Annotated in this window: 22 protein-coding genes; 10 read left to right on the top strand and 12 right to left on the bottom strand. The window is 32.3% G+C overall.

From position 1 onward, the window contains the following. The first annotated feature begins 3 nt into the window (after positions 1 to 3). The 4 genes from ACFQ0S_RS07800 (at position 4) to ACFQ0S_RS07785 (ending at position 4,518) form a co-directional block, all read left to right on the top strand. Entirely contained in the window at positions 4 to 1,488 is a 1,485-nt protein-coding gene (locus ACFQ0S_RS07800) for a RagB/SusD family nutrient uptake outer membrane protein (RefSeq protein WP_379753134.1), read from the top strand. A 30-nt stretch (positions 1,489 to 1,518) separates the two neighbouring features. Then, positions 1,519 to 2,379: a zinc-binding metallopeptidase gene (locus tag ACFQ0S_RS07795; RefSeq protein ID WP_379753137.1), complete on the top strand. Its 861-nt coding sequence runs from the start codon at positions 1,519 to 1,521 to the stop codon at positions 2,377 to 2,379. Between the two features lie 46 nt (positions 2,380 to 2,425). After that, positions 2,426 to 3,769, top strand: coding sequence for a DUF4302 domain-containing protein (locus tag ACFQ0S_RS07790; RefSeq protein WP_379753140.1), 1,344 nt, complete (start codon positions 2,426 to 2,428; stop codon positions 3,767 to 3,769). A gap of 89 nt (positions 3,770 to 3,858) precedes the next feature. Continuing rightward, complete coding sequence (locus ACFQ0S_RS07785) at positions 3,859 to 4,518, top strand: ribonuclease HII (RefSeq protein WP_379753143.1); 660 nt, start codon at positions 3,859 to 3,861, stop codon at positions 4,516 to 4,518. 89 nt (positions 4,519 to 4,607) lie between these two features. On the opposite strand, the gene lipB is transcribed toward ACFQ0S_RS07785, so the two are convergent. After that, the gene (lipB, locus tag ACFQ0S_RS07780; RefSeq protein WP_379753146.1) at positions 4,608 to 5,312 is read right to left on the bottom strand and encodes a lipoyl(octanoyl) transferase LipB; all 705 of its coding nucleotides are present in this window, start codon (positions 5,310 to 5,312) and stop codon (positions 4,608 to 4,610) included. A 401-nt stretch (positions 5,313 to 5,713) separates the two neighbouring features. On the opposite strand from lipB, the gene lysS reads away from it, so the two are divergent. Further along, on the top strand, positions 5,714 to 7,423 hold the full coding sequence (gene lysS, locus ACFQ0S_RS07775; RefSeq protein ID WP_379753149.1) for a lysine--tRNA ligase: 1,710 nt from the start codon (positions 5,714 to 5,716) through the stop codon (positions 7,421 to 7,423). A gap of 48 nt (positions 7,424 to 7,471) precedes the next feature. On the opposite strand, the gene ACFQ0S_RS07770 is transcribed toward lysS, so the two are convergent. The 5 genes from ACFQ0S_RS07770 to ACFQ0S_RS07750 form a co-directional block, all read right to left on the bottom strand. Continuing rightward, the gene (locus tag ACFQ0S_RS07770) at positions 7,472 to 8,425 is read right to left on the bottom strand and encodes a transporter (protein ID WP_379753152.1); all 954 of its coding nucleotides are present in this window, start codon (positions 8,423 to 8,425) and stop codon (positions 7,472 to 7,474) included. Between the two features lie 3 nt (positions 8,426 to 8,428). After that, complete coding sequence (locus ACFQ0S_RS07765; RefSeq protein ID WP_379753155.1) at positions 8,429 to 9,469, bottom strand: cytochrome-c peroxidase; 1,041 nt, start codon at positions 9,467 to 9,469, stop codon at positions 8,429 to 8,431. A 55-nt stretch (positions 9,470 to 9,524) separates the two neighbouring features. Next, positions 9,525 to 10,334 (bottom strand): MbnP family protein, encoded by an 810-nt coding sequence (locus ACFQ0S_RS07760; protein ID WP_379753158.1) that lies wholly within the window; start codon positions 10,332 to 10,334, stop codon positions 9,525 to 9,527. A gap of 132 nt (positions 10,335 to 10,466) precedes the next feature. Further along, on the bottom strand, positions 10,467 to 10,838 hold the full coding sequence (locus tag ACFQ0S_RS07755) for a hypothetical protein (protein WP_379753161.1): 372 nt from the start codon (positions 10,836 to 10,838) through the stop codon (positions 10,467 to 10,469). A gap of 68 nt (positions 10,839 to 10,906) precedes the next feature. Continuing rightward, positions 10,907 to 11,287, bottom strand: a complete 381-nt coding sequence (locus ACFQ0S_RS07750) for a hypothetical protein (RefSeq protein WP_379753164.1) — start codon at positions 11,285 to 11,287, stop codon at positions 10,907 to 10,909. Between the two features lie 259 nt (positions 11,288 to 11,546). Here ACFQ0S_RS07750 and ACFQ0S_RS07745 point away from each other — a divergent pair, with 259 nt between their 5' ends. After that, complete coding sequence (locus ACFQ0S_RS07745) at positions 11,547 to 12,671, top strand: SDR family oxidoreductase (protein WP_379753167.1); 1,125 nt, start codon at positions 11,547 to 11,549, stop codon at positions 12,669 to 12,671. Here ACFQ0S_RS07745 and ACFQ0S_RS07740 read toward each other — a convergent pair. Further along, a complete protein-coding gene (locus ACFQ0S_RS07740) occupies positions 12,661 to 14,481 on the bottom strand; it encodes a hypothetical protein (RefSeq protein ID WP_379753387.1) in 1,821 nt (606 codons plus the stop codon). The genes ACFQ0S_RS07745 and ACFQ0S_RS07740 overlap by 11 nt on opposite strands. A 239-nt stretch (positions 14,482 to 14,720) precedes the next feature. On the opposite strand from ACFQ0S_RS07740, the gene nadA reads away from it, so the two are divergent. From nadA to ACFQ0S_RS07725, 3 genes are all read left to right on the top strand, one after another. Beyond that, positions 14,721 to 15,650, top strand: coding sequence for a quinolinate synthase NadA (gene nadA / locus ACFQ0S_RS07735; protein WP_379753171.1), 930 nt, complete (start codon positions 14,721 to 14,723; stop codon positions 15,648 to 15,650). Then, positions 15,650 to 17,179, top strand: coding sequence for an L-aspartate oxidase (gene nadB / locus ACFQ0S_RS07730; protein WP_379753174.1), 1,530 nt, complete (start codon positions 15,650 to 15,652; stop codon positions 17,177 to 17,179). Before nadA ends, nadB begins: the two co-directional genes overlap by 1 nt. Before the next feature lie 100 nt (positions 17,180 to 17,279). Next, on the top strand, positions 17,280 to 17,726 hold the full coding sequence (locus ACFQ0S_RS07725) for a hypothetical protein (protein WP_379753177.1): 447 nt from the start codon (positions 17,280 to 17,282) through the stop codon (positions 17,724 to 17,726). Between the two features lie 93 nt (positions 17,727 to 17,819). On the opposite strand, the gene hemL is transcribed toward ACFQ0S_RS07725, so the two are convergent. From hemL to ACFQ0S_RS07700, 5 genes are all read right to left on the bottom strand, one after another. Then, positions 17,820 to 19,106: a glutamate-1-semialdehyde 2,1-aminomutase gene (gene hemL, locus ACFQ0S_RS07720; RefSeq protein WP_379753181.1), complete on the bottom strand. Its 1,287-nt coding sequence runs from the start codon at positions 19,104 to 19,106 to the stop codon at positions 17,820 to 17,822. Between the two features lie 4 nt (positions 19,107 to 19,110). After that, positions 19,111 to 20,004, bottom strand: a complete 894-nt coding sequence (locus ACFQ0S_RS07715; protein ID WP_379753184.1) for a glucosaminidase domain-containing protein — start codon at positions 20,002 to 20,004, stop codon at positions 19,111 to 19,113. Next, on the bottom strand, positions 19,997 to 20,902 hold the full coding sequence (locus tag ACFQ0S_RS07710; RefSeq protein WP_379753187.1) for a 1-aminocyclopropane-1-carboxylate deaminase/D-cysteine desulfhydrase: 906 nt from the start codon (positions 20,900 to 20,902) through the stop codon (positions 19,997 to 19,999). The genes ACFQ0S_RS07715 and ACFQ0S_RS07710 overlap by 8 nt, the downstream gene beginning before the upstream one ends. Positions 20,903 to 20,988: 86 nt before the next feature. Continuing rightward, the gene (locus ACFQ0S_RS07705) at positions 20,989 to 22,860 is read right to left on the bottom strand and encodes a T9SS sorting signal type C domain-containing protein (RefSeq protein WP_379753190.1); all 1,872 of its coding nucleotides are present in this window, start codon (positions 22,858 to 22,860) and stop codon (positions 20,989 to 20,991) included. A 201-nt stretch (positions 22,861 to 23,061) separates the two neighbouring features. Beyond that, positions 23,062 to 23,388, bottom strand: coding sequence for a hypothetical protein (locus ACFQ0S_RS07700; RefSeq protein ID WP_379753193.1), 327 nt, complete (start codon positions 23,386 to 23,388; stop codon positions 23,062 to 23,064). Positions 23,389 to 23,415: 27 nt separating this feature from the next. Here ACFQ0S_RS07700 and ACFQ0S_RS07695 point away from each other — a divergent pair, with 27 nt between their 5' ends. Further along, positions 23,416 to 23,592 carry a DUF5522 domain-containing protein gene (locus tag ACFQ0S_RS07695; protein WP_379753196.1) on the top strand — a complete coding sequence of 59 codons (177 nt, stop codon included), beginning with the start codon at positions 23,416 to 23,418 and terminating at the stop codon, positions 23,590 to 23,592. The last annotated feature ends 232 nt before the right edge of the window (positions 23,593 to 23,824 follow it).

The raw sequence follows: 23,824 nt of genomic DNA, 5'->3' as shown, positions 1-23,824 counted from the left end.
AATATGAAAACTATAAAACTAACCTTCTATTTCTTGATTGCACTAGGATTAAGTAGTTGTGAAGATTTTCTTTCGGAAATTCCTGATAACAGAACACAGATTGACTCACCAGAAAAAATTTCAGAGCTTCTAGTAAATGCCTACCCTCCAGCAAATTACATGGAGTTTACCGAAACAATGACGGACAACGTTTTTGATAGCGGCCAGAGAAATCTTACGGTTCTGTACAATACTCAAAATTACAATTGGGATGTACCCACAAGAGTAGATTTTGACACACCTGCTAGCTATTGGGAAGCCTGTTACAAAGCCATAGCACACGCCAATCAAGCATTAGCTGCCATAAAAGAATTAGGAGATACGAAACAATTAGAACCACAAAAAGGAGAAGCATTGCTATGCCGTGCCTATGCTCATTTTATGCTGGTATCGCTTTGGTCTAAACCCTATAACCCAGCAACAGCTGTCACTGATTTAGGAATTCCTTATGTATTTGAACCTGAAACAGTCTTATTAAAAAAATACAAGCGTAACACGGTTGCCGAAGTGTTTAATTTTATAGAAAAAGACTTAGAAGAAGGGTTAAAATATGTTACAAATGAATATAAACACCAAAAATTCCATTTTAACAAATCAGCCGCAAACTGTTTTGCAAGTCGGTTTTATCTCATCAAAGGCGAATGGCAAAAAGTTATTTCGGTTTCATCAGAGTTAGGGTCAAACCCTGAAGGAAAATTAAGAGATTATCAATCCTATCTTAATCTCACTTCTAATCTTGATGCCGCTATAATGAAATATGCAAGCAAGGATGAAGCAACTAATTTATTACTTGTCTCTGTCAACTCTATTTATTCTAGAAGTTTTTACTCTAATAGATATCAGTTAACGGGTGCCGATGAAGATCAAATTTTTGGCAGTCAAACCAATGTTTTTGGTAAAAGTTGGCTTTACTTTACCTTATCCTACAATGGAGCCATAACTAAGTTTGTTCCTAAAGTTTATGAATATTTTAAAATTACGAATGCCAATGCCGGCATAGGAGAACCTTATAACACTCTAGTTTTATTGAGCAATGATGAATTTTTCTTAAATAGAATCGAAGCGCACATCATGACTAATCAATTTGATTTGGCAAATGCTGAATTGCAATATTTCATTGGTACAAGAACAGAAGATTACGACCCATCAACCGATATTGTTACCGAAGAATTAATTCTTGATCAATACCCAGTCATTGCTGATGAATTTACTCCTTTTTATGGACTAACACCTAAACAAGCATCTTATATCAAAGCTGTTGCTGATTTGAGAAAAAGAGATTTTATTCACGAAGGATTACGATGGTTTGATATCCGCCGTTTTGATCTAAAAATTACACACCGGTTTTTTGATGCACCACCTAATATATTACAAAAAGGAGATAAGCGACAGGTATTACAAATACCTTTAAACGCCAGTAATCAAGGAATAGAAAAAAACCCACGTTAATTAACAAAATATTATTTTAAAATATTCAGTATGAAAACACAAAATAATTTATTTAAAATCGTCGCAATACTACTAATTTCAGTGATGATTAGTTGTTCAAGTGATGACAAACTAACAAGCAGTCAATTGCCAGATACTAATCCAGAAAATTCAGCATTAGACAATTGGATTGATACCAATTATGTAAATCCGTATAATATTGCAGTATATTACTCTTGGAATCAGAATAAAGTAGATAACAATCGTTTTTTATTTCCACCTTTTCAAAACAAAGTACAACCTGTTTTAGAAATTGTTAAAACAATATGGTTAGACAGTTATACCGAACTTGGCGGTACTGATTTTGTAAAAAAAATTGCTCCTAGAGAAATAGTCCTTGTAGGCGGAATTAATTTGAACACCACAGGAACCGTTACCTTAGGATTAGCAGAGGCAGGACAACGTATTACGCTATTTGAAACCGATAACGTTAACAAAAAAGACAGAGAAAACGTTCAACGATTTATAGCAACTATTCAACACGAATACATTCATATTTTAAATCAAACCAAGCCATTTGACGAACAAGCGTTTGAAAAAATAACACCAACAGGATATACAAGTAGTTGGTATGAATCTTCAATAGAACAAGCTAGAGAAGAAGGCTTTATAACTGATTATGCTAGAGCAAGCGTTATTGAAGATTTTGCCGAAATGGCTTCTATAATGCTTACCTATTCTAAAGAAGAATACCAAGCTATACTAGATAGTATTGTTAGTGACGAAGCCTATTTTGATATTAAAGCCAAAGAGGCATTAGTTGTAAGTTATTTCAAGCAAGCATTTAATATCGATTTTTATGCTTTAAGAGATGCTGCAGAAAGGAATACAGATAAAGTTGTAAATAACTAATTAAATCTTGTGCTAAAATAATACTGAAAATAAAAAATTAATAAAAATGAAAAAATTAATAAAAGTCTTTTTAATTGTTGCTGTTTTTTTACAATTTGTAGCCTGTGAAAATAAGGAAGACATCACTCTATTTAATCAAAATGCTACGGAACGATTAAATGAGCGTTCTAAAGAATTATCAGATATTTTACTTTCCTCAGAGTATGGTTGGAAAGCGGTTTATTTTACAGATAGCACTCAACTAGGAGGCTTTACGCATCTATTCAAATTTAAAGATTTGAAAAATGTAGACATGGCTTCTGATTTTGATGAAGATACCTCTATAATTAGTAGTGAGTATAAAATAGAATTAGGAAGTACAATAAGTTTATTATTTACTACAAGAAATAGAATACATCTACTTTCTGATTCAGACAACTACCCTACAGCAGAATTAAGAGGACAAGGATATAAAGGTGATTTCCAATTTTTATATTACGGGCAGGAAAATGGAGAAATTATTTTCAGAACCAACAGAAGTTTTGAAGAATTACGTTTTGAAAAAGCGACCGCACTAGATTGGTCCGATTTGGCGAAAAACACAACGATGCGTGCAAATTTAACTGGTACAATAGATTCCTCTCTATTTAAATTATTAGAAACAAATGATGGTAGTACTATTGAAAAATTCGATTTCAACTATGATTCTGCCTCACGATTTTCAATTGCAACTTCTACTGATGTTTCATCAGAAGAAACTATATCTTTAGCAATTGCCTATACTCCAACTGGAATTATTGTAAAACCAGCCCTAACTGTCAACGATCAGAAATTATCTGTCTTTACTTATGATGCAGGAACTGGAAACTTTGTAGCAACAGGAACAAGTGGTGTTACTGCAACAATTGGCAGTACCGATATTCCGCCGCTTTTAACAGATGATTATAAAGATTTATTGCGAGGCAAACCAGAAACAGGTTTTGCATATATTGCTGAATACTTAGAGTTTGCACCAACTAATTCAGGCTTGTTTTTATACCTACTTAATGAAATAAATACTGGCTTACCTCAAGGCGTAGCAATTGATAGAGTACAATTTACTTTTAATGACGGTTCATCAAATTATGTTGTTTATACTTTTACAGGAGGAAGAGCCCCAATTTTTCATTTTTTCACAACTACCGAAGACAAAGTAAAGAAGTCCATAATTTTAACTTCAGGCAGATGGACTGACCAAAATGGAACTAGAATTAATAGACCTGCATATTTAAAGAATTTAGATGACCAAATAATGAATCCGTCTGGACTTTATGTTAAAAAAGAAAACTTTAATATTGCTTTTTCTAATGACATTTATACATTTACAAGTACAACAACACCATTTAGAATAACTACTTATGCGTTTCAGTAAATAAATAAATTTTTTTAAAAGGTTGTATTTTTCAAGGCAACCTTTTTAAATTAAATACATTTTCGGTTATTTGTATTTTATTTAAAAACATGCTAAAACCTAACTTCTCCCAATTGTTATTTGAAGCAGGCACCGATGAAGCAGGACGAGGATGCCTTGCTGGTCCTGTAACAGCAACAGCAGTTATTCTTACTCAGAATTTTCAGAATGAATTATTAAATGACTCTAAACAGTTATCAGAAAAAATAAGAGAAAAACTAAAACCCATCATTGAACTGCAAGCCGTTTCATTTGCTGTAACACATTTACATCCTAAAGAAATTGACGAAATTAACATCCTAAATGCTTCGATGAAAGCGATGCAGGAATGCATTTTGAAACTAAACACAACTCCCGAATTTATTATTGTTGATGGCAATCGTTCATTAAACGCAAAATTAGGATTGAAAAGCACTTTTGGAAAACAGTTTTCAAAGGCTGAAATCGAGTTATTAAAATCAATTCCAAATCAAAGTATTATCAAAGGAGATTCTAAATATTTAAGTATTGCTGCAGCTTCGGTTTTAGCAAAGACCCACAGAGACGAATATATGAATGCCATTCACGAAGAATTTCCGATGTACAATTGGAAACAAAACAAAGGCTATCCAACAAAAGAACATCGTGAAGCAATACGAAAACATGGTGTAACTAAATACCACAGGATGACGTTTCGATTATTGCCAGATCAGTTGAAACTGGAGATTTAAAATTTAAACACAAAGTTCACGAAGAAGTCACGAAGGTCACCAAGATAAAATCCGTGACAATCTGTTCTATCATTTTAATCTGTGGCCTATTAAAAAGCCTCGAACTTTGCTTCAAACAATTGACTAAAATGTTTTAAAATTTTAGCTTTCACTTCAGCTTCATCTACGTTTTCAACTCCGAGTTCTACATGTAAAGAAGTGACTGCTTTGCCACGAATACCGCAGGGAATAATATTATCAAAATAACCCAAATCGACATTGACGTTTAAGGCAAAACCGTGCATCGTTACCCAACGGGAAGCACGAACACCCATAGCACAAATTTTACGTGCAAATGGAGTCCCTACTCCCAGCCAAACACCAGTTTCTCCATCGCTTCTGCCACATTCTAATCCGTATTCTTGTAAAGTGAGAATAATAGATTCTTCTAAAAAACGCAAATATTTATGAATATCTGTAAAGAAATTTTCTAAATCTAAAATTGGATAACCCACGATTTGTCCAGGACCATGGTAAGTAATATCTCCACCACGATTAATTTTATAGAAAGTCGCCCCTTTAGCTTCTAGTTGTTTTTCGTTTAATAATAGATTTTCTAAATCGCCACTTTTCCCTAAAGTATATACATGAGGATGTTCTACAAAAAGTAGGAAGTTAGGAGTTGGAAGATGGGAGTTTGAATTTCGGTTTTTAATTTTTATATCGACAACTTCTTTAAAAAGTGATTCTTGATACTCCCAAGTCGCTTTGTAGTCTTTTAAACCTAAATCTTGAAGTTGGATGGCTTTGTTCATTTGTCATTGCGATAAGTTGCAAGGCACGAAGCACAGCAATCTTTTTCGTTCTAATTATTTGTGAGTTGCAAAGTTACAAAGATTTTAATCATTATACTTATTGAGACTATTGCTATAAAATAAAATGGGACACTGATGAAACGGATAAAACTAATTAAGACAGCTATTAATATGGATAACTACTGTTTTTTTGAAAATTGTTATATGAAAATCGAATTTTATAGCCTAGCCCCGATAGCAGTGAAAATCCTTTTTTGTTTTTTTTAAACAAAAAAGATTGTAGCGAATAGCGGGACGACTGTTTATTGAAAAGACGAAATTTTCAGCTTCAAAAAACCTTAAATCTTACACTTGAAACTTGAAACAAAAACTTTATCTTTGCACTCTTAAAATCAGAATACATGGCCTTATCCGAACAAGAAATCTTACGTAGAGAAGCACTTACAGAATTACGAAATTTAGGTATTGAACCTTATCCAGCAGCCGAATTTACAACTACAGCTTATTCTAGCGAAATACTTGCTAATTTCGAAAAATTCGAAGGTAAAGAAGTTGTTTTAGCCGGAAGATTGATGGGAAAACGCATCATGGGAAAAGCTTCATTTGCAGAATTAAAGGATGCTGAAGGTCGAATTCAAGTATATGTTTCTAGAGACGATATTTCTAGTGACGAGGAGAAAACCATGTACAATGTGGTTTTCAAAAAGCTATTAGACATCGGCGATTTTATAGGAGTTCGGGGTACTGTTTTTAAAACACAAGTAGGAGAAATTTCCGTTCATATCTATGGTTTAACTGTATTGGCTAAAGCTTTAAAACCTCTTCCAGTTGTAAAAATAGATGCCGAGGGTAAAGCACACGATGCTTTTTCAGATCCTGAACAAAGATACCGTCGTCGTTATGTAGATTTGACTGTAAACGATCATGTAAAAGAAACATTTATAAAAAGAACCAAATTGTTTAATGCAATGCGTTCCTTTTTTAATGATAAAGGCTATTTAGAAGTAGAAACGCCTGTTTTGCAACCCATTCCGGGAGGCGCTGCAGCAAGACCTTTTATTACGCACCACAACTCACTCGACATTCCGCTATATATGCGTATTGCGAATGAATTATATCTAAAAAGATTAATTGTAGGCGGATTTGAGGGTGTTTATGAGTTCTCTAAAAACTTTCGTAACGAAGGAATGGACCGTACACACAACCCCGAATTTACTGCAATGGAAATATATGTAGCCTACAAAGACTACAACTGGATGATGAATTTTACTGAAAACCTTTTGGAACATTGTGCCATTGGTGTAAACGGAACAAGCGAAGCTACTTTTGGTGAACATAAAATTAATTTTAAGGCGCCTTATGCACGTGTAACAATGACCGATTCTATCAAACATTTTACTGGCTTTGATATTTCAGGAAAAAGTGAAGACGAGCTTTTTAATGCTGCGAAAGGTATGGGAATTGATGTAAATGCTACAATGGGTAAAGGAAAATTGATTGATGAGATTTTTGGAGCAAAATGTGAAGGAAATTATATTCAACCTACCTTTATCACCGATTATCCAAAAGAAATGTCGCCACTTTGCAAACAACACCGTGACAATCCAGAATTGACAGAACGATTCGAATTAATGGTTTGCGGTAAAGAAGTTGCCAATGCCTATTCCGAATTGAACGACCCAATTGATCAAAGAGAGCGTTTTGAAGACCAAATGCGACTAGCCGAAAAAGGAGATGATGAAGCCAACGGAACCATTGATGAAGATTTCTTGAGAGCTCTTGAATATGGTATGCCGCCAACATCTGGATTAGGAATTGGAATGGACCGTTTAATGATGTTTCTAACTAACAATTCGTCTATTCAGGAAGTATTATTTTTTCCACAAATGCGACCAGAGAAAAAACAAGTTCAAATTGAATTAGAAGATGAAGAGAAAGTTATTGTATCTATTTTACAATCTAATGACAATCAAATGGAATTTGGTTTGCTAAAAATAAAATCAGAATTGAGTGGCAAAAAATGGGATAAAGCCATGAAGAATCTATCTGCATTAGGAATGACCGAAGTTGTTGTTGATGGCGATGTAAAAGCCTGCCGATTGAAAGAATAAATGGTGTAACTATTTATAATAAAAAAGAGTCCTTTAGGGGACTCTTTTTTATAAACTATAATTCAAATTCAAACTCCAACGGTATTTAGCGTCTAAATTGCCTCCGTTAAGATTTTGATGAATAGGTAACATTATATTGGCTCCCAATGAGAATTTATCTTTACCCATTTCGAAACCTATTTTACTAAAAAGGATGTTTCCTTCGGTATTTTTTAATTCTTGACCGTGCTGAATATTACTTTCATAGACTTCGCCAGCTAAACCCAGCTGCGGAGCCAAAGAAAAAGTATCTCTTTCATACAAATAGAAAAAAGTTCCAGCATAATTCATTTGATTTCCAAAACGATACATTTTCTCGTTTTCTGTTTTAATAACATAATTAAACATAGTGTTTAATCCAAACTGCTTTCTTCTAATAATATATTCTGTTGCTAAAAGATAATCCCAACTTCCTGTTCCAACTTGAAAACTTGGGTTTGCACTTCCTGCTGCATTCAACTCATTGAATTTTCCTGTTGGCGCTTTTATTCCCGCTCCCATTTGCAAAGTATGGGTAAAAAAAGTACTGTCCTTATGGGTTTGATACAATTGATACATAACCAATAGGGTAACATCTCCTAATCCGTTTATACTTTGTTTGCCATTTGTCACTGCTCTTTCGTGAAAATGATAGGGAATTAAAGTCGAAATTTGAATGTTTTTACCAACAGGAATTCTACCCAAAATTTGTGTTGTGTTGAAGATCTCTTTATTCCAAGGCGAATTACTATACAATCCGTCATTTGATTTGTACAGCTGATTAAAATATCGAATGCCTATAAAATTAGAGTTTAGCATAGAGGCAAATCCCATGCCGCCTCCACTTGCAGAACCACAACCATCGCAATCATCCACTAGTAATAGTGGAAATTTTAGAAAAGTATTCACGTTATGTACAGAATCACTTTCGGTTGCATTTGATAATTGAAATACAAAAAACAAGATAAGAACTAAGTTTTTCATTTTTTAAAATTCTGAAAATTGTTTATCGGTAAGATATTGATTATCTGTTAATGTTTTTAGAAAAGCTATGATTTTTGTTTTTTCTGAAGGCGTCAAAAAAATTCCTACTTCGTTATCATTTTTTAAAATGGGATCTAAAGTAGGTGAATTAATAACACCTTTAGAATAATGATCTAAAACGGCTTCTAGAGTAAAAAACCTGCCATCGTGCATATATGGTGCAGTTTTTTCAATGTTTCTCAAGCTAGGAACTTTAAATTTATATAAATCTTCTTTGCTTTCAGTTACTCTATACCTACCTACGTCATTTAATTTTGGGTCTATTGACAATCCGTTATTTCTGAAAGAATTATCAGTGAAAATTGCAGTTGAATGACAGGAAGCACATTTTTGACTGAACAAAGAATAACCATCAAGTTCTTCTTGTGTTAATATCCCTCCTGACTCCTTTCTTGAATATTTATCAAATCGAGAATTAGATGAGGTAACCATAACCATAAATTGTGCTAATGCTTTTAACATGTTTTCAGAATTGATTTTTCCGTCAGCAAAAGCAAGTCGATACAATTTTTGATAAACGGGATCTGCTTTCATCATACTTATCGATTTTGCAAAATCACCATTCATTTCTATAGGATTTGTAATAGGCAGAATGGATTGCAACTCGAGATGCGTTGCAGCTCCGTCCCACATAAAAGCAGTTTGGAAAGCTAAATTTTGAATGGGGGGCGTATTTCGCGTTCCAATTGCATTTTCTACTCCATGACTAAAAGAATGCCCGTGATGCGTAAATGCAGATGATTGTTCGTGACAAAATCCGCACGAAACTACTCCGTCAGAGGCTAATCTACCGTCATAAAATAGCTTTTTACCGAGTTCAAATCCTTTTTCTGTAATTGGATTGTTTTGTAAATTATAAGCCAATGGTGGAAAATTACTCGGAACTTTAAAATCAATTGGAATATTTTGATACTCTTGCGAATCATCAGAAGAGCAACTCCAAAAAAACGGAAAAATGAGCAATAGTATATATTTTGCTTTCATTTTTATAATTTATAATGAAAACTGTCGGTACATGTACTGACAGTTTTTCATTGTGTTAATCGTTATGAATATGATTTACACTTATCATAGCATTCAAGTTTTCAGTTATAGTAGCCAATTTTGCGCCACCCATAATGTTCCCACCAATTGCATCAGCAAGGTTAATCACAGTATTCCCATCAAGAATTTTAGAAACATCAACAAATAAATGTACTTCAGGAGTAATTGAAGTTCTAACCAATGCTTTTTCATTTTCAGGAAAATTTAAAGTAACGGTTGCATAATTGTAGTTCTCTACTCCAGAAACCATAGTTTTTCCAGTATGAACTTTAAAATTCGTAGGTGTTGTATTTGTTGGTGTTGTAAAAGTGCCTTCAAAGTTTACAAATTTGTAACCTCCTGTCCAAGCCCACATCATACCTGCAGTTTGTGCTTTTGCTAAAAAATCTCCCTGACCATCAGCCCCTAATTCCCATTGCGCTCTATCGACACCAATTCCAAATTGAACTGATTTATAATTACCCGCTGGGATATTTAGCAATGTAATGTCTTGAGATTCCTCTATTGATTCGTCTACAATAAAATAACTTTCGCTTTTAGGCACTATAAAAGTTGACCCATCTTCTTTAGTTAAAACAATATTGCTAACTATATATTTAAGTTTTGTAACATTTAAAACTTCTCCGTTTGAATTCGTGTAATTTGTATTAAATGCAAAATTTGCAGTTTTAAAAACATTGTCAAACTCGAGTGTAATGGCTCCATTTCCAGAAATTGTTTCTTCATTATTGTCATCATTAGAGCAAGAAGTAAATAGAAAAGCTATTGCTAAAATAGCAATTGTGTGTTTTAATTGAAATTTCATTATTTATATTATTATTAATTAAAATGCATTAAAGAATTATGTTCGAAACTATTTTTCAAACATACTAAACAACAGAAATACGCCCTATTGTAAGAATTAAAAAAGGGAAAATCAAATTGTTTTTATACGATTTTAAGAAATAAAATTGGGAGGACGAAAAAAGGAACTATTCTTTAAAAAGGTGTACAAATTAGAATAGTTATCATTTTCTTTTTCTTGATTTTTGAAGAAAAAGTTACAAATTTTTATTGATTTGATTTCTTGAAAAAACAAAACTTCAAATTCTGGAGTAATTATTTTTTTATCTGAAATAGGTTTTTCGTTTTCAGAAGATTTTGCGAGTTCCTTCATCAAATGGCATTTTCCATTACATTGCATCTTTGGTTTGTCTTTGTTAACACAAAGTACTTTTGAAATGTATTCATAATTAACGACATATTCCAAAACAGGAAGAACTGGTTTTAAAAATAGGACTATTGCTACTATGAAGACAATTTTTCTCACGGCGCAAAGATAAAACATCAAATAAAAATCTGCTAATTTTAGTGACGATTTTTACACTTTTTTTATTTCTAGCTTAATGTTATACCGTTTTTCTCTAACAATGCCAAAAGATAAATATTTTGATTGGGGTCATATTTTTCAATACCGCTTTCATACCATTTTTGAATTGCTTGTAATTGAGTATCGGTATATCCTTCAGCGTCTATCTTCATCCCTAAAATTCCTGCAAGAAGAAACTCTTCTAAAATCTTATCGGTAACTATTCTTTCAGGAATGCCATTGATGACAAGTCCATTTATATTTTCATACTCTGTTCTACCGTTTGTAAATCCAGAAGTAAATGCTAAACTTTTTTGTTTACAGCTTAACAATTGAACAAAAGGATTTAACCCGTTTTCATATCCTTCAAAATAATCTTTCCTATACACTTGATTGTAAATATCGTCCATAATTTTATGTTTTTTTTAAAGAATAATGGTCAAAATTAATTACTAAATATATATTAAAAAATTAAAATCGTTTAAAGGGATGAATTGTCTTTGAACATCAAAATTTAACATATTTAGTGTCGTTTGTCGATAAGAAAACGATCTTGTTTAGAAAAAATTTTCGGACTTCATTCCTTTCAATAAAATAAACAATGTTTTATAATTTTAATCATTGTCTTCATTTATTAAAATCTATATTTGCTATTAGAAGAAAACAATAATGAAAATTATACTTACTGGAGCTACTGGAGTCTTGGGTTCTCATATCATGTATGAAATTTTAGAACTTTTTATACTTGAAAATATAAAAGGGAAATTATTTCTCATTGCCAGAAATATAGGAAAGAATTCGGCAAAAGAAAGAATAAACATATTACTATCAAGTCATTATACGCCTAAAATTCTTAAAGAACAAGGTCTTGAAAAACTGCATTCGTATATAAAAGTAATAGATTCTGATTTAGACACTTTAAATGTAGACTTTACAGATGAAATTAAAGATTCGTATTTCATTCATTCTGCTGGGTATGTAAATTTATCTACAGATGAGGATCAAAAAGAAATAATTTTTGACGAAAACACTACAATTACAAAAGCGATTTTTACTGCTTTTCATCCATTTATAAAAAAATTCATCTATATAGGCACTGCTTTTTCCTCAGGAATACGAAAAGGACTAATTGAAAATGATTTTCATAATCTAGATTTCAAACCTCAACATCGAAATGCCTATGAAGCAGCTAAATTTTACTCTGAAAATTTTATTGCTAGCGAATGTAAAAAAGTTGGTTTACCGTTTCAAATTTTGAGACCTAGTGTTATAGGAGGAAAAATGTTAGGTGAGGAAAACCGATATTTTATTCAGAAATATATGGTTTTTTATCTACTGGCTAAGTTTTTTCACTTTTCCGCTTTGAGAAAAGGCGAACAAGAAGAGGTGCGATTTATTGTTAATGAAGACACCGTACTAAACGTTATTCCAGTAGATTATGTTGCGAAAATCATAGCTACAGTTTTTCGAAAAGATGACATTGAACAATTAAATATTGTTCACAACAAAAGTTACAATATGGCAAATGGATTGCAAGTAATATTGAAAGAAGTGGGCTATACTAATTTTACACTTTTACAAAATCCCTTAGAATTTAAGTACAAAAACACCATTGAGAAATTGTATTACGAAAGTATTGGCAAGCATCTAAATCCATATTTCATCTCTGATGCCAATGAGTACGATACTACTTTACTAAGTTCTATTCTTGAAATTCCAGAATTAGACCAAGAAGAGTTTACTAATATGATTCGGCATGCAAAACATCAGAATTTTAAAGATATTAATGTGTAAATTCCGTTGTTAAAGTTGGAATTTCGATTTCATTGATTGCATTTTTATAAAATTTAAGTTGATTATAAATTTCTTTTTTTAAGTCTTCAAAATAAGAAATGGTTGCAAATAGATTTTCATAATATACAATTCCGTCTACCAAATTATTTTTAAATGCATTCCATTTTTTAACGTGTCCTGTGGTCAAATCAGTCGTTGTTTCAGCAATTTCGTTCTTCAAGTAGTTAATATACATTTTCAATTCTTTAATAAAAAGATTCGGACGATTGGTATCGGTCATAACATTGGTGTTTCCATATATATGTCTCACCATTTCAGATAGCGAAATTTCCCTATCAAAATAAGCCATATTTGGACCCGGACAAATAACAACTCCCTGTGACTGACCTTTTATTTTAATGTCGTTTTCTAAATAAGAGGCATTGGCAAGACCCACGCAAAGACAGGCTTTTTCAGTAATAACAAACTTCATTTTTTCATACTCCTGAGCCGAAATTTGTTCTCTTTTTCCTTCTAATTCCTCCAGTTTTATATCTTGGTATTTCTTAGAAGATGTACAAATTCCGTCCGCACCAAATTCTTTGCTTAGTGCTAAAAACCGTTTCGGACAGGAACTTCCCGCTTTACTTTCGTTAATCCTTTTTTGTTTAAAAATCTCATTTGTAGTTCCTCTCAGTGTATTGAATGGTACTCCAAGAGGTGAAATATTACTTAAGTACAAATCGTCTTCTTTGGCTTTAATCAATAATTCACGTGTTTCTTTATCAACAGACGTGGCTTCAGGAACCAAAAGAAATGGAGTTCCCCACCCTACAGAATCTAAATTATAGAAGTCTAGTAAGAAATCGTGTTCTTCTGCCGTTCCTACTCCACCTTGAACTGTAATTTTCAATGCTAATGGCGCAGAGGGAATTGGCAATCCCTTTTGCATTAAAGCCTTTGCCATTAAACCGTGTGCTGATTCAATTAATTGATCTTTTTTATCTTTGAATTCTTGTAAAATTGGACCAAGTAAAAACCCATCTGTTGCAAATGCATGTCCACCACAATTTAAGCCTGATTCTATTCTATATTCTGACACCCAAAGACCTTTTTTTGCTAAAAAATTCCCTTGTATCATTGCCGATCTAAAATCACTAACCTTTAAGATGATTTTCTTTTTCAATTTACTACTTGAATCTGGAAAAAAAGCATCAAAGTTTTCAAAATAACTGAACAATCTAGGATTCATTCCCGCTGAAAGAACTATTGAAGAAGTTAAATTACTATTTGCAAAACCACGAAGCGCCGCATGCGCATCATTAAACTCTACAGGTAATTGCTTATTTTTATTAAAATTATCTTTGTCCAATTTGGTCATGATATTAACATCAATATCTCCTGGATGTAGATGATTTTCTAGAAAGTTTTTTATATTTTCTTTAATAACAAGACCTTCATGTAGTATGTTTTGCAGCCTTTTTTTTACATCTGATTTATTAGGCAACATTGTAATAAAACTTTCTAAGGCCTCTTTACTTTCTGAGAGTTCATTTTTGAAACTTTCGAATTTTTCTTTTACAATAGTATCAACCAAGTTTAAATAGGAAGTAATTCGTTTTGCTCGATAATCGTGAATTTTTTGACTAATTTCTTGATAAGGAATATCGAATTTTTCGCTATAAAAAGCTCTCATTTTTTCGATAAGTTCATCATCAGCGATCGAAATTACTGATGAAATTCCGTACTTAGCAACTCTAATCGGGCTATCTATTGTATATGCCAATCCCATAACAGGAATGTGAAAGGTATGTAATGGTTTATTAATCATCATGCTATAGCAAATTAAAATAAACTACAAAATTGAAAAAAACAGATGATTTAAAACCTGATAAATATCATATTGCCTTTACATTGATAGAAAAAATCAATATTTGTGCATTTATAATCTTAAATAAAAAGGGGATTACACGTTTTTGTATTATTTTTGTGTTGTTGTTTGTTATTTTAGAAAAATGAAATGTTAATTTAAAATTTATTAAACATCCGAATTATTATTAATACACCACAATGAAAAGTCTTAAAGAGCAAATACTAGAGTTAAAGAAAAAGAAAAATGTTGTTATTTTAGCACATTATTATCAAGAAGCTGATATTCAAGATGTAGCTGATTATGTTGGTGATAGCTTAGGATTGTCGATAGAGGCCGCTAAAACCGATGCTGATATTATTCTTTTTGCTGGGGTGCATTTTATGGCCGAAACTGCAAAAATATTAAATCCAACTAAGAAAGTTATTCTTCCAGATTTAAAAGCAGGTTGCTCGCTTGCTGAATCATGCCCTCCAGATTTATTTAAAAAATTTACTGATGCACATCCAGATCATATAGTTATAACATATGTAAATTGCTCAGCTGAAATTAAAGCGTTAAGCGACATAGTTTGTACCTCATCTAATGCAATAAAAATTGTCGAATCCGTTCCAAAAGAGACACCAATTATATTTGCTCCAGATAAGAATTTAGGAAAATACATTATAAGCAAAACTGGCAGAGATATGTTACTCTGGGATGGATCTTGCGTGGTACACGAAGCATTTTCATTAGACAAATTAATTGCCGTTTACAAAGAGCATCCAGATGCGAAAATTATAGCCCACCCAGAATCAGAAACACATATTTTAGAAACAGCTACCTACATTGGTTCTACTTCAGGAATGATTGATTATGTAAAAACTAATCCAAATCATAAATTTATTGTAGCTACTGAGGCAGGAATTTTGCACAAAATGCAACAAGAAGTGCCTCATAAAATATTAATTCCTGCTCCAGCTAAAGAAAATAACACCTGTGCTTGCAGCGAATGTGGCTATATGAAAATGAATACCTTACAAAAGCTTTACAATTGTTTGTTACATGAAACTCCTGAAGTAACTGTTCCTGAAAACATACGAAAAAGAGCTTTAGCACCTATTGAACGCATGTTAGAATTATCTAAATAATGATAAAAACCAATTATTTAATTATAGGTTCAGGAGTCGCTGGATTAACGTTTGCCATAAAAATTGCAGAGCAATTTCCCGAAAAGAAAATCACTATTATTACAAAATCAAATGCAGGCGAATCTAATACTAAGTACGCTCAAGGTGGTATTGCGATAGTAACTGACAAGATAGAAGATTCCTATCAAAAACATATTGAAGACACTTTAATTTGTGGTGACGGACTATGCAATGAGGAGGTGGTTAAAATGGTTGTTACTGAAGGTCCGAAACGATTAAAAGAACTCATTGAATGGGGTGCTAAATTTGATAAAAATGGCAAAGGAACACTAGATTTAGGAAAAGAAGGCGGACATTCAGAAAACCGAGTGGTGCATCATAAAGACCAAACTGGTCAGGAAATTCAACGAGCTATTTTAGAACAAGTAAGTCAAAAAGAAAATATTACTGTTTTAGATCACTATTTCGCACTAGATTTAATTACTGATAATAATTGTTGTTACGGTGCGTATGCTTTGAATGAGAAAACCAATGAAATTTTAACTTATAAATCAGATTTTACCATACTTGCCACTGGTGGAATTGGGCATCTTTATGGTCATACCACAAATCCGATTATTGCTACTGGTGACGGAATTGCAATGGCGTATCGCGCACATGCCGTTATAAAAGATATGGAATTTATTCAGTTTCATCCAACAGCATTATACGAAAACAAGTCTGGATCTTCTTCCTTCTTAATTTCAGAAGCTGTTCGTGGCTTTGGAGCCTATTTACGCACCAAAAATGGACATCGTTTTATGCTAGATTATGATTCTCGGGGTGATTTGGCTTCTAGAGATATTGTTTCACAAAGTATCGATTTAGAGCTTAAAAAATCAGGAGACGATTGCGTCTATTTAGATTGTACTCATTTGAATTTAGAGGAATTTATGAAACATTTTCCAATGATATACAAACATTGTAAAAATGTTGGAATAGACATTTCAAAAGATTGGATTCCGGTAGTCCCTGCTCAACATTATCTTTGTGGAGGAATTGTAGTTGACAAAAACGGAAAAACATCAATACACAATTTATTTGCTTGTGGTGAATGTTCTCAAACTGGGCTTCACGGAGCTAATCGACTAGCTTCAAATTCTTTATTAGAAGCTTTGGTGTATTCGGACAAGATTTATGAATATTTAGTGCATCAACCTATAAATGACATCAATTTAATAACTACTGTTTCTGATTGGGAAATAATTGAAAAACCAATGATTGATTCAAAGTATATTTCTGAATTTAAATCGAAATTACAACTCTTGATGAGACAAAATGCGGGAATTGTAAGAAATGATACTGACTTGCTTAAAGCAAAGGAACAACTTTCTAAATGGCAAATTGAAATAGATGAAATTTGTAAAGACCAACAAATCACTAAAGCTATTTATGAATTAAAAAACATGATTGCCATTGGAACACTAATTGTACAGCAATCTATAGAAAGAAATGAAAACCGTGGTGGATTTGTAAAAATCAATACCTAACTACTCATTTGAAATAAACTAAAAATAATAAATTTTTGTTAACATTTAAACCTTTAAAACTTAAAAAGGTCTTATTATTAAAACTTAAAAAATATTTATTATGAAAAAATTATTTGTTTTGGCATTATTAATAGTTGGTATTACTACAATAGCGCAAGAAGAAAACAGAAATCAGCAAGGAAATGAAATGGGACAATTTTCTCCTGAACAACAAATCCAATTAATGTTGAAAAAAATGACACTAGAATTGGATTTGAATGATTCTCAACAGAAAGAAGTGAGTGCCATTATTTCGGAAAAAATAGCAAAAAAAGAAGCAATGAAGTCCGAAATGAAATCAAAAAAAGATAAAGAGGTTAAACTTACAAATGACGAACGATTTGCAATGCAAATGAAAATGTTGGACGAACAAATTGCTACTAAAAAAAGAATGGAAAAAATTCTGAATGCAAAACAATTTGAAAAATGGGCTTCATTAAAGGAAGAGCATCAACAGAATCGTCAAGGTAAATCTAAAGGGAAACCTCAAAGTAAAAGACAAGATTAAATAGGTTATTTATTAGAACTTCCGGCTGGTACCGGAAGTTTTTTTTCTCAACCCGCCCCTTCCCGAAGGAGAGAAAGAAGAAAGCCTTTGCTTCTAAAATGTTTTCGATACTTTATCAATAGCTTGAATGGTAAAATCTAAATCTTCATATGTCAAAGCGTCAGTTATAAACCATGTTTCATATGCAGAAGGTGCAATATAAATTCCTTCATTCAATAATCCGTGAAAGAATTTTTTAAAAGTTTCATTGTCCCCCTTAGCAGCACTTTGAAAATCGACAACAGGCGATTCATCAAAATGAACAGAAATCATTGAGCCTACCCTATTTATGGTAAAAGTTACTTTGTTTTTAGTTAACACTTTTCGGATACCGTTTTCTAAATAAGCCGTTTTATCTTCTAATCTTTGAAAAACAGCAGCATCGGTATTTAATGCTTGTAACATGGCTAATCCCGCTGCCATAGCCAAAGGATTTCCTGATAACGTTCCTGCTTGATATACTGGACCAATAGGAGCTAAATAATTCATAATTGCTGAACGAGCAGCAAATGCACCCACTGGAAGTCCACCGCCAATAACTTTTCCGAAGCAAACAATATCGGCCTTAATGTTATATAATTCCTGAACACCGCCTTTAGCCAAACGAAATCCTGTCATGACCTCATCAAAAATCAATAAAATATCATTAGCAGAACAGAGTTTTCTTAATCCTTCTAAAAACCCCTCTTTTGGAGGAATACATCCCATATTTCCAGCAACGGGCTCTATTATAATTGCGGCAATTTCATTTTTATTGGCTTCAATTAACTGGGTAACATTTTCTAAATCATTATAACGAGCCAATAAAGTATCTTTCGCAGTTCCTGCTGTAACTCCTGGACTATTTGGAGTTCCAAAAGTAACCGCTCCGCTGCCAGCCTGAATCAAAAATGAATCGGAATGTCCGTGATAGCAACCTGCAAATTTGATAATTTTATCTTTTTTGGTAAAACCACGAGCCAAACGAACTGCACTCATACAGGCTTCAGTACCTGAATTTACAAATCGTATCTTATCAATATTAGGAACCATTGCAACAGCCAAAGCAGCAATTTCTGTCTCTAAAGCTGTAGGCATTCCATAAGAAGTTCCTAATTTAGCACGACTAATTACCGATTCTACAACCGGTTCAAAAGCATGACCTAAAACCATTGGCCCCCAAGAATTAATATAATCTATCAATCGGTTTCCGTCTTCATCATAAAGGTAAGCTCCTTTAGCACTTTTAACGAAAATTGGGGTTCCTCCTACTGCTTTAAAGGCACGAACAGGAGAGTTGACGCCTCCGGGAATTACTTTTTCAGCTTCAGCAAAAAGCTGACTGCTTCTTTGATACAACATACAATTATTTGATTATAAGATTTTGACCTAATGAGATTGTGTTTTCACCTATATTGTTCTTCTTTTTTAAATCCTCAATAGTTATATTGAATTTTTTTGAAATAGAATACAAAGTATCTCCTTGACTAACTTGATATAAATTAGACTTTAACGAAATCTGGTCTTTAGTGTTTAAAGGAATATACTCCGTTCCTAAAACTTCAGAATCGTATTTATTGAGTTGATAACGTTCTATAATTCCGATTAATTTTTCAGGATATTTAGGATCTGTGGCATAACCTGCTTTTTTTAACCCTATTGCCCATTGTTTATAGTCGTCTTTTTCTAGGTCGAATAAGGGTAAATACCACGCTCTACTGGTAAGAAATAAGGCGTGGTCTTTATAAGATTCGTTAGGTAATTCATATTTTCTAAAACACTCTTGAGCCTCATCATCATCATACTTAACACTTGGTCCTGTCCATCCTTTATGACATTTAATACCGAAATGATTGTTGGCTAATGAGCTTAAAGGTCCCGTTCCAGCACCCGATTCAAGAATGCCTTGACCTAAAATGATACTTGACGGAATACCGTATTGCTTCATATTACTTTTAGCGACATCCTTGTATTTTGAAATATAGTCTAAAACCATAGCCGTTGTCACTTTTACTCGCGTTGTAGCTTCTAGAATTTCTGACTGCGAATTCTGATTTGTATTTTGGTTAGTTGTAGATGTTTTAGTTGTTGAAGACTTTGTAGTAGTTTCAGTTTTTGTAGGAACTGGCTTTTTAGGTGTATTTACAACTACTGCAGTTGGCTTTTTATACGGAGGCTTGGTTGTTCTAACTATTGGTTGTTGAGTTGAACATCCTACAAGCATAATAACAAAAAGAAAAATTATAATTTTATTAATCATGATACTGAATTAATGGTAAATTTTTGTATTTTAATTTAATATTCATTCCTTGGTTTCCTTGAATTCCCCCTGTATGAATGACTAAAATCTTAGAATTCACAGGGAAAAATCCTTTTTTTATTAGGTCGAAAACACCAAAAAGCATTTTTCCTGTATAAATGGAATCCAAAGGAATTTTAGTTTGTTTGTAAAATGTATTTATAAACGCAACTAACTCATTATTTATTTTCCCGTACCCTTCAAAATGATAATCAGGAATTAAATCCCATCGATTATTATTTGCAAATTTACGAATTTCATCTTTCAAAAAATCGCCTTTTAAAGCCGAAAATCCTAAAACTTTTTGATGCTTATTTGTACTGTTTATGATTCCCGAAATTGTACCTCCAGTTCCTACTGAACAACAAATATAATTAAATGCATTGTCATCTTCATTCAAAATCTCCTGACAGCCTTTAATCGCCAATTCATTGGTACCACCTTCAGGAATAAGATAGAAATCACCATTTTTTTCTTTTAGATTTTCGATAAATTCCAGCTCCGCTTTTTTTCTGTAGTTTTCTCTAGAAACAAACTCAAAATGCATACCACAATTTCGAGCAAATGATAAAGTTGGGTTTTCACTAACTTCATTTTCGAGTTCATCACCTCTTATTATTGCTACCGATTGAAGACCATTTTCTTTTGCTGCAAAGGCAACGGCAGCAATGTGATTGGAAAAGGCTCCTCCAAAAGTGAGTATTTTTGTTTTCTTTTCTGCTTTCGCTTGAAGAATATTGTACTTTAATTTTCGGAATTTATTTCCTGAAACTATTGGATGAATCAAATCTTCCCTTTTTATATAAAGGGTACAATTAGATGAAAAAGGTAATTCTATCTTTTGATTGATGGATTGCATAAAGCAAATTTAAGTATTTAAGCAGGATATATTTCAAAAAAAAAATCTCCCTTTCGAGGAGATTTGATTTCAAATTTATACTACAGTTATTTTTTAGAAATAATAATTTTTTTAGTAATTTCTAGATTGTCCTTGGTATTCAATTTTACAACATAAACACCGTCACTAAAAGATGAAGATGTAAAAGTATATCGATTATTTGAACCTAATTGTTTCGTATTGAAGATTAACTTTCCTGAAATATCATAAATGGAACATGTTTTTAAATCCAATAATTTCGGATTATCAATCGTTAACAATTCAGAGTCATTATCTTGAAAAACCATACAACTTTTAATATTAGACAAATCTGCTGAACTTAAAGATGCGTTTTTAAATGTAATTTCAAATCGGTCTTCTGAACCGTTATCCAAAGTTACTTCGTAATACCCATTTATAATATCGTGGTAAAGACCCGTTACTTTATCATAAACGTAGATTTCATCTGCTAAATCAAAATTTGGCAAACTCCCGACCATAAACTTAAATATTGTTCTTTCTTTACATTTAACTGCAAAAGGAATTCTTTTCTCGACATCAAAAGGCAAAGTACTTATAACATACTCGTTTTTATTGTCTAAAGGAAAATAAGTATCGCTTGCTAAATTTTTATCGGCAGATTTTGCATCTTTTCCTATATCATAACCATCAGTTGTATTTGGATTAAAAGCCAAAACCATTTGCTTTACGAAATCATTGTTAATTATAGTATGAATTTTTATTTGAGGTAATTCTTTTTTTGAATGTTTGGTATAATCTATTCCAGCTACATTTGGTATTTCATCCCAAAACTCACTTGGCTTAGCACTTCTATGAAATTGTGAATCATTAGCCACACCCTCTTTTCTAAAAACACGATACGAATTTTTCATTACTGCTGTTCCACCTGATGTGCCATCAACCATGAACCCTTGACCAATTGGAGAAAACATTCTTTTGTAAGTACCGCCAGTAGGAGTTGCACCAGGAGGAGATAAGTTTTGTGTACCATCGCCGTTATAATATACCCAAGTTGCTGCTGTGTAGGTTCCAGGATCTAAAATTGGGTCAGGTCCATTCGCTACATAAATGCCATAACCACCTCTGTAGGCAACTAATACATGAGAATTAACACCCGGATCGTGTTCCCAGAAATAAGCAGCTCCTGAAATAACTCCCGTTCCAACACTATTTTCATGTAAAAACATGTTTAAATTAATAGCTGATGGATACGGATTACCAGTTAAAGTTAGTAAACCTCCAGCACCCACAGTTATATTGATATTCCCATCATTGGGTTTTCCTCTAAAATCATAACGTTGTTTAGAACCAGGATTATTTTGAATTCCAGTCCCTGAAGGCAATCCTGATAAAAGTCTACCATCTAGTACGGTTGTATTGTCCGAACCCCCAATTCCTTTCATTGTAAAACCTTCGCCTGCTTGTATAGTTGAAGCCGAACCAACTTGAAACCATTGCGAATAATTTGTAGATGATAAAAATTTAAAAACCCAACGTGAAGCGATTGACAAACTTGAGTTTGTTGCTACTCCGTCTAAAGTAGGTATAAGTATTGCAGGAGTACTAGCTGTTAAATCAGTTGGTCTATGTAACATAGAAACTCCAAAAAGGCCATTTCCTGAACTAGCTAATTCTCCAACAGGAGAGCACCAATAATTATAGGCATAATTATTTTCAGTTCCCTCTTGAAAAACTGATAATTTTCCTGTTCCTTGATTTGCTGAAACACTGGTAGTACCTTGTAACAATTGTGATTCATTTCTAAAGTAAATGTTTCCAGCATTTTGAATATTTATATCTTGATTTACATAAACATAGTTATCTGCAACATACATATAACTGTTAGGACTTACATAAAGTTGTGCGATTATTGTTTGGCCTGCAAAAAATAAAAATATATAGGAAATAATTTTTTTCATAATTGTACTACAAGCCACAAAGTTAGCAAAAAATATATATAGATTTTAAAATTTTAAAACAAATCGATACTTTTGCTTATTCGTCTACTAAATTTGTTTTTCATCTGATTTTTAAGATTTTGCAAACATAATTATGTAAGAAAAAGAATATAAATTAATTTAGAAAAAGTCTTGAAAACATTTTCATTTAACAGCTATTCCTTATAAATATTTTCGCCAATTCCAAAATGCTCTTTTCTTTAAATAATTCATGTCGCTTTCATTTGAATAGGCTTCTCTTTCAAAAATAATATTTCTATAAGCAATCTTCTTGTCTTTATATCGAACTGTTTTTAGAAAATAATCTAACATATAGATAAAATAGAACGGTAAAAACAATAATTCTAATTGCTGTCGAAGATGAATTTTTTCATGATTGATTAAAACTAAATTTTTAGCGTCTAAATCTTTTCTAATTACTATAAAAGGAAAAATTGTCATTGCTCTAAACCCTTTCGGAATTAAAAATTTAGAAATAATAATCAACATTATCTATTTAGTTTATAAATTTGTTATATGAACGAGCAAAATAAAGAAAATATTTCAGTTGACACAGAAGATTTCTATTATACCCCCGAAGGTTATAAATGTTTTACCGAAAAATACCATCTAAAAAGAGGGTATTGTTGCAAAAGTGGCTGTAGACATTGCCCCTATGGTTTTGATAAAAAAACTGGAGAAGTAAAAAAATAACTTAACTATATTTTTGTACATTAAACAATCGAATTATCTAATAGTTTAGTCTGGCATTATTAAATATGATTTGTGTTAAAATTATACGAGTTTAAATACTTAAAAAACAAGTCTTACCTCTATTTTTTTTGCATGTTTAAGCGGGTTATTTGGTATGATTATTGTGTTTTATAATTTAACTTTTCAAATAAATTTATCCTTAAGATTTATAAATCTTTTAGGGAATTGTTTG

This window comes from Flavobacterium myungsuense (assembly GCF_042677265.1).
GTDB lineage: Bacteria > Bacteroidota > Bacteroidia > Flavobacteriales > Flavobacteriaceae > Flavobacterium > Flavobacterium myungsuense.
The sequence above is the reverse complement of the archived record's forward strand: the minus strand, read 5'-3'. Positions and strand labels throughout refer to the sequence as shown.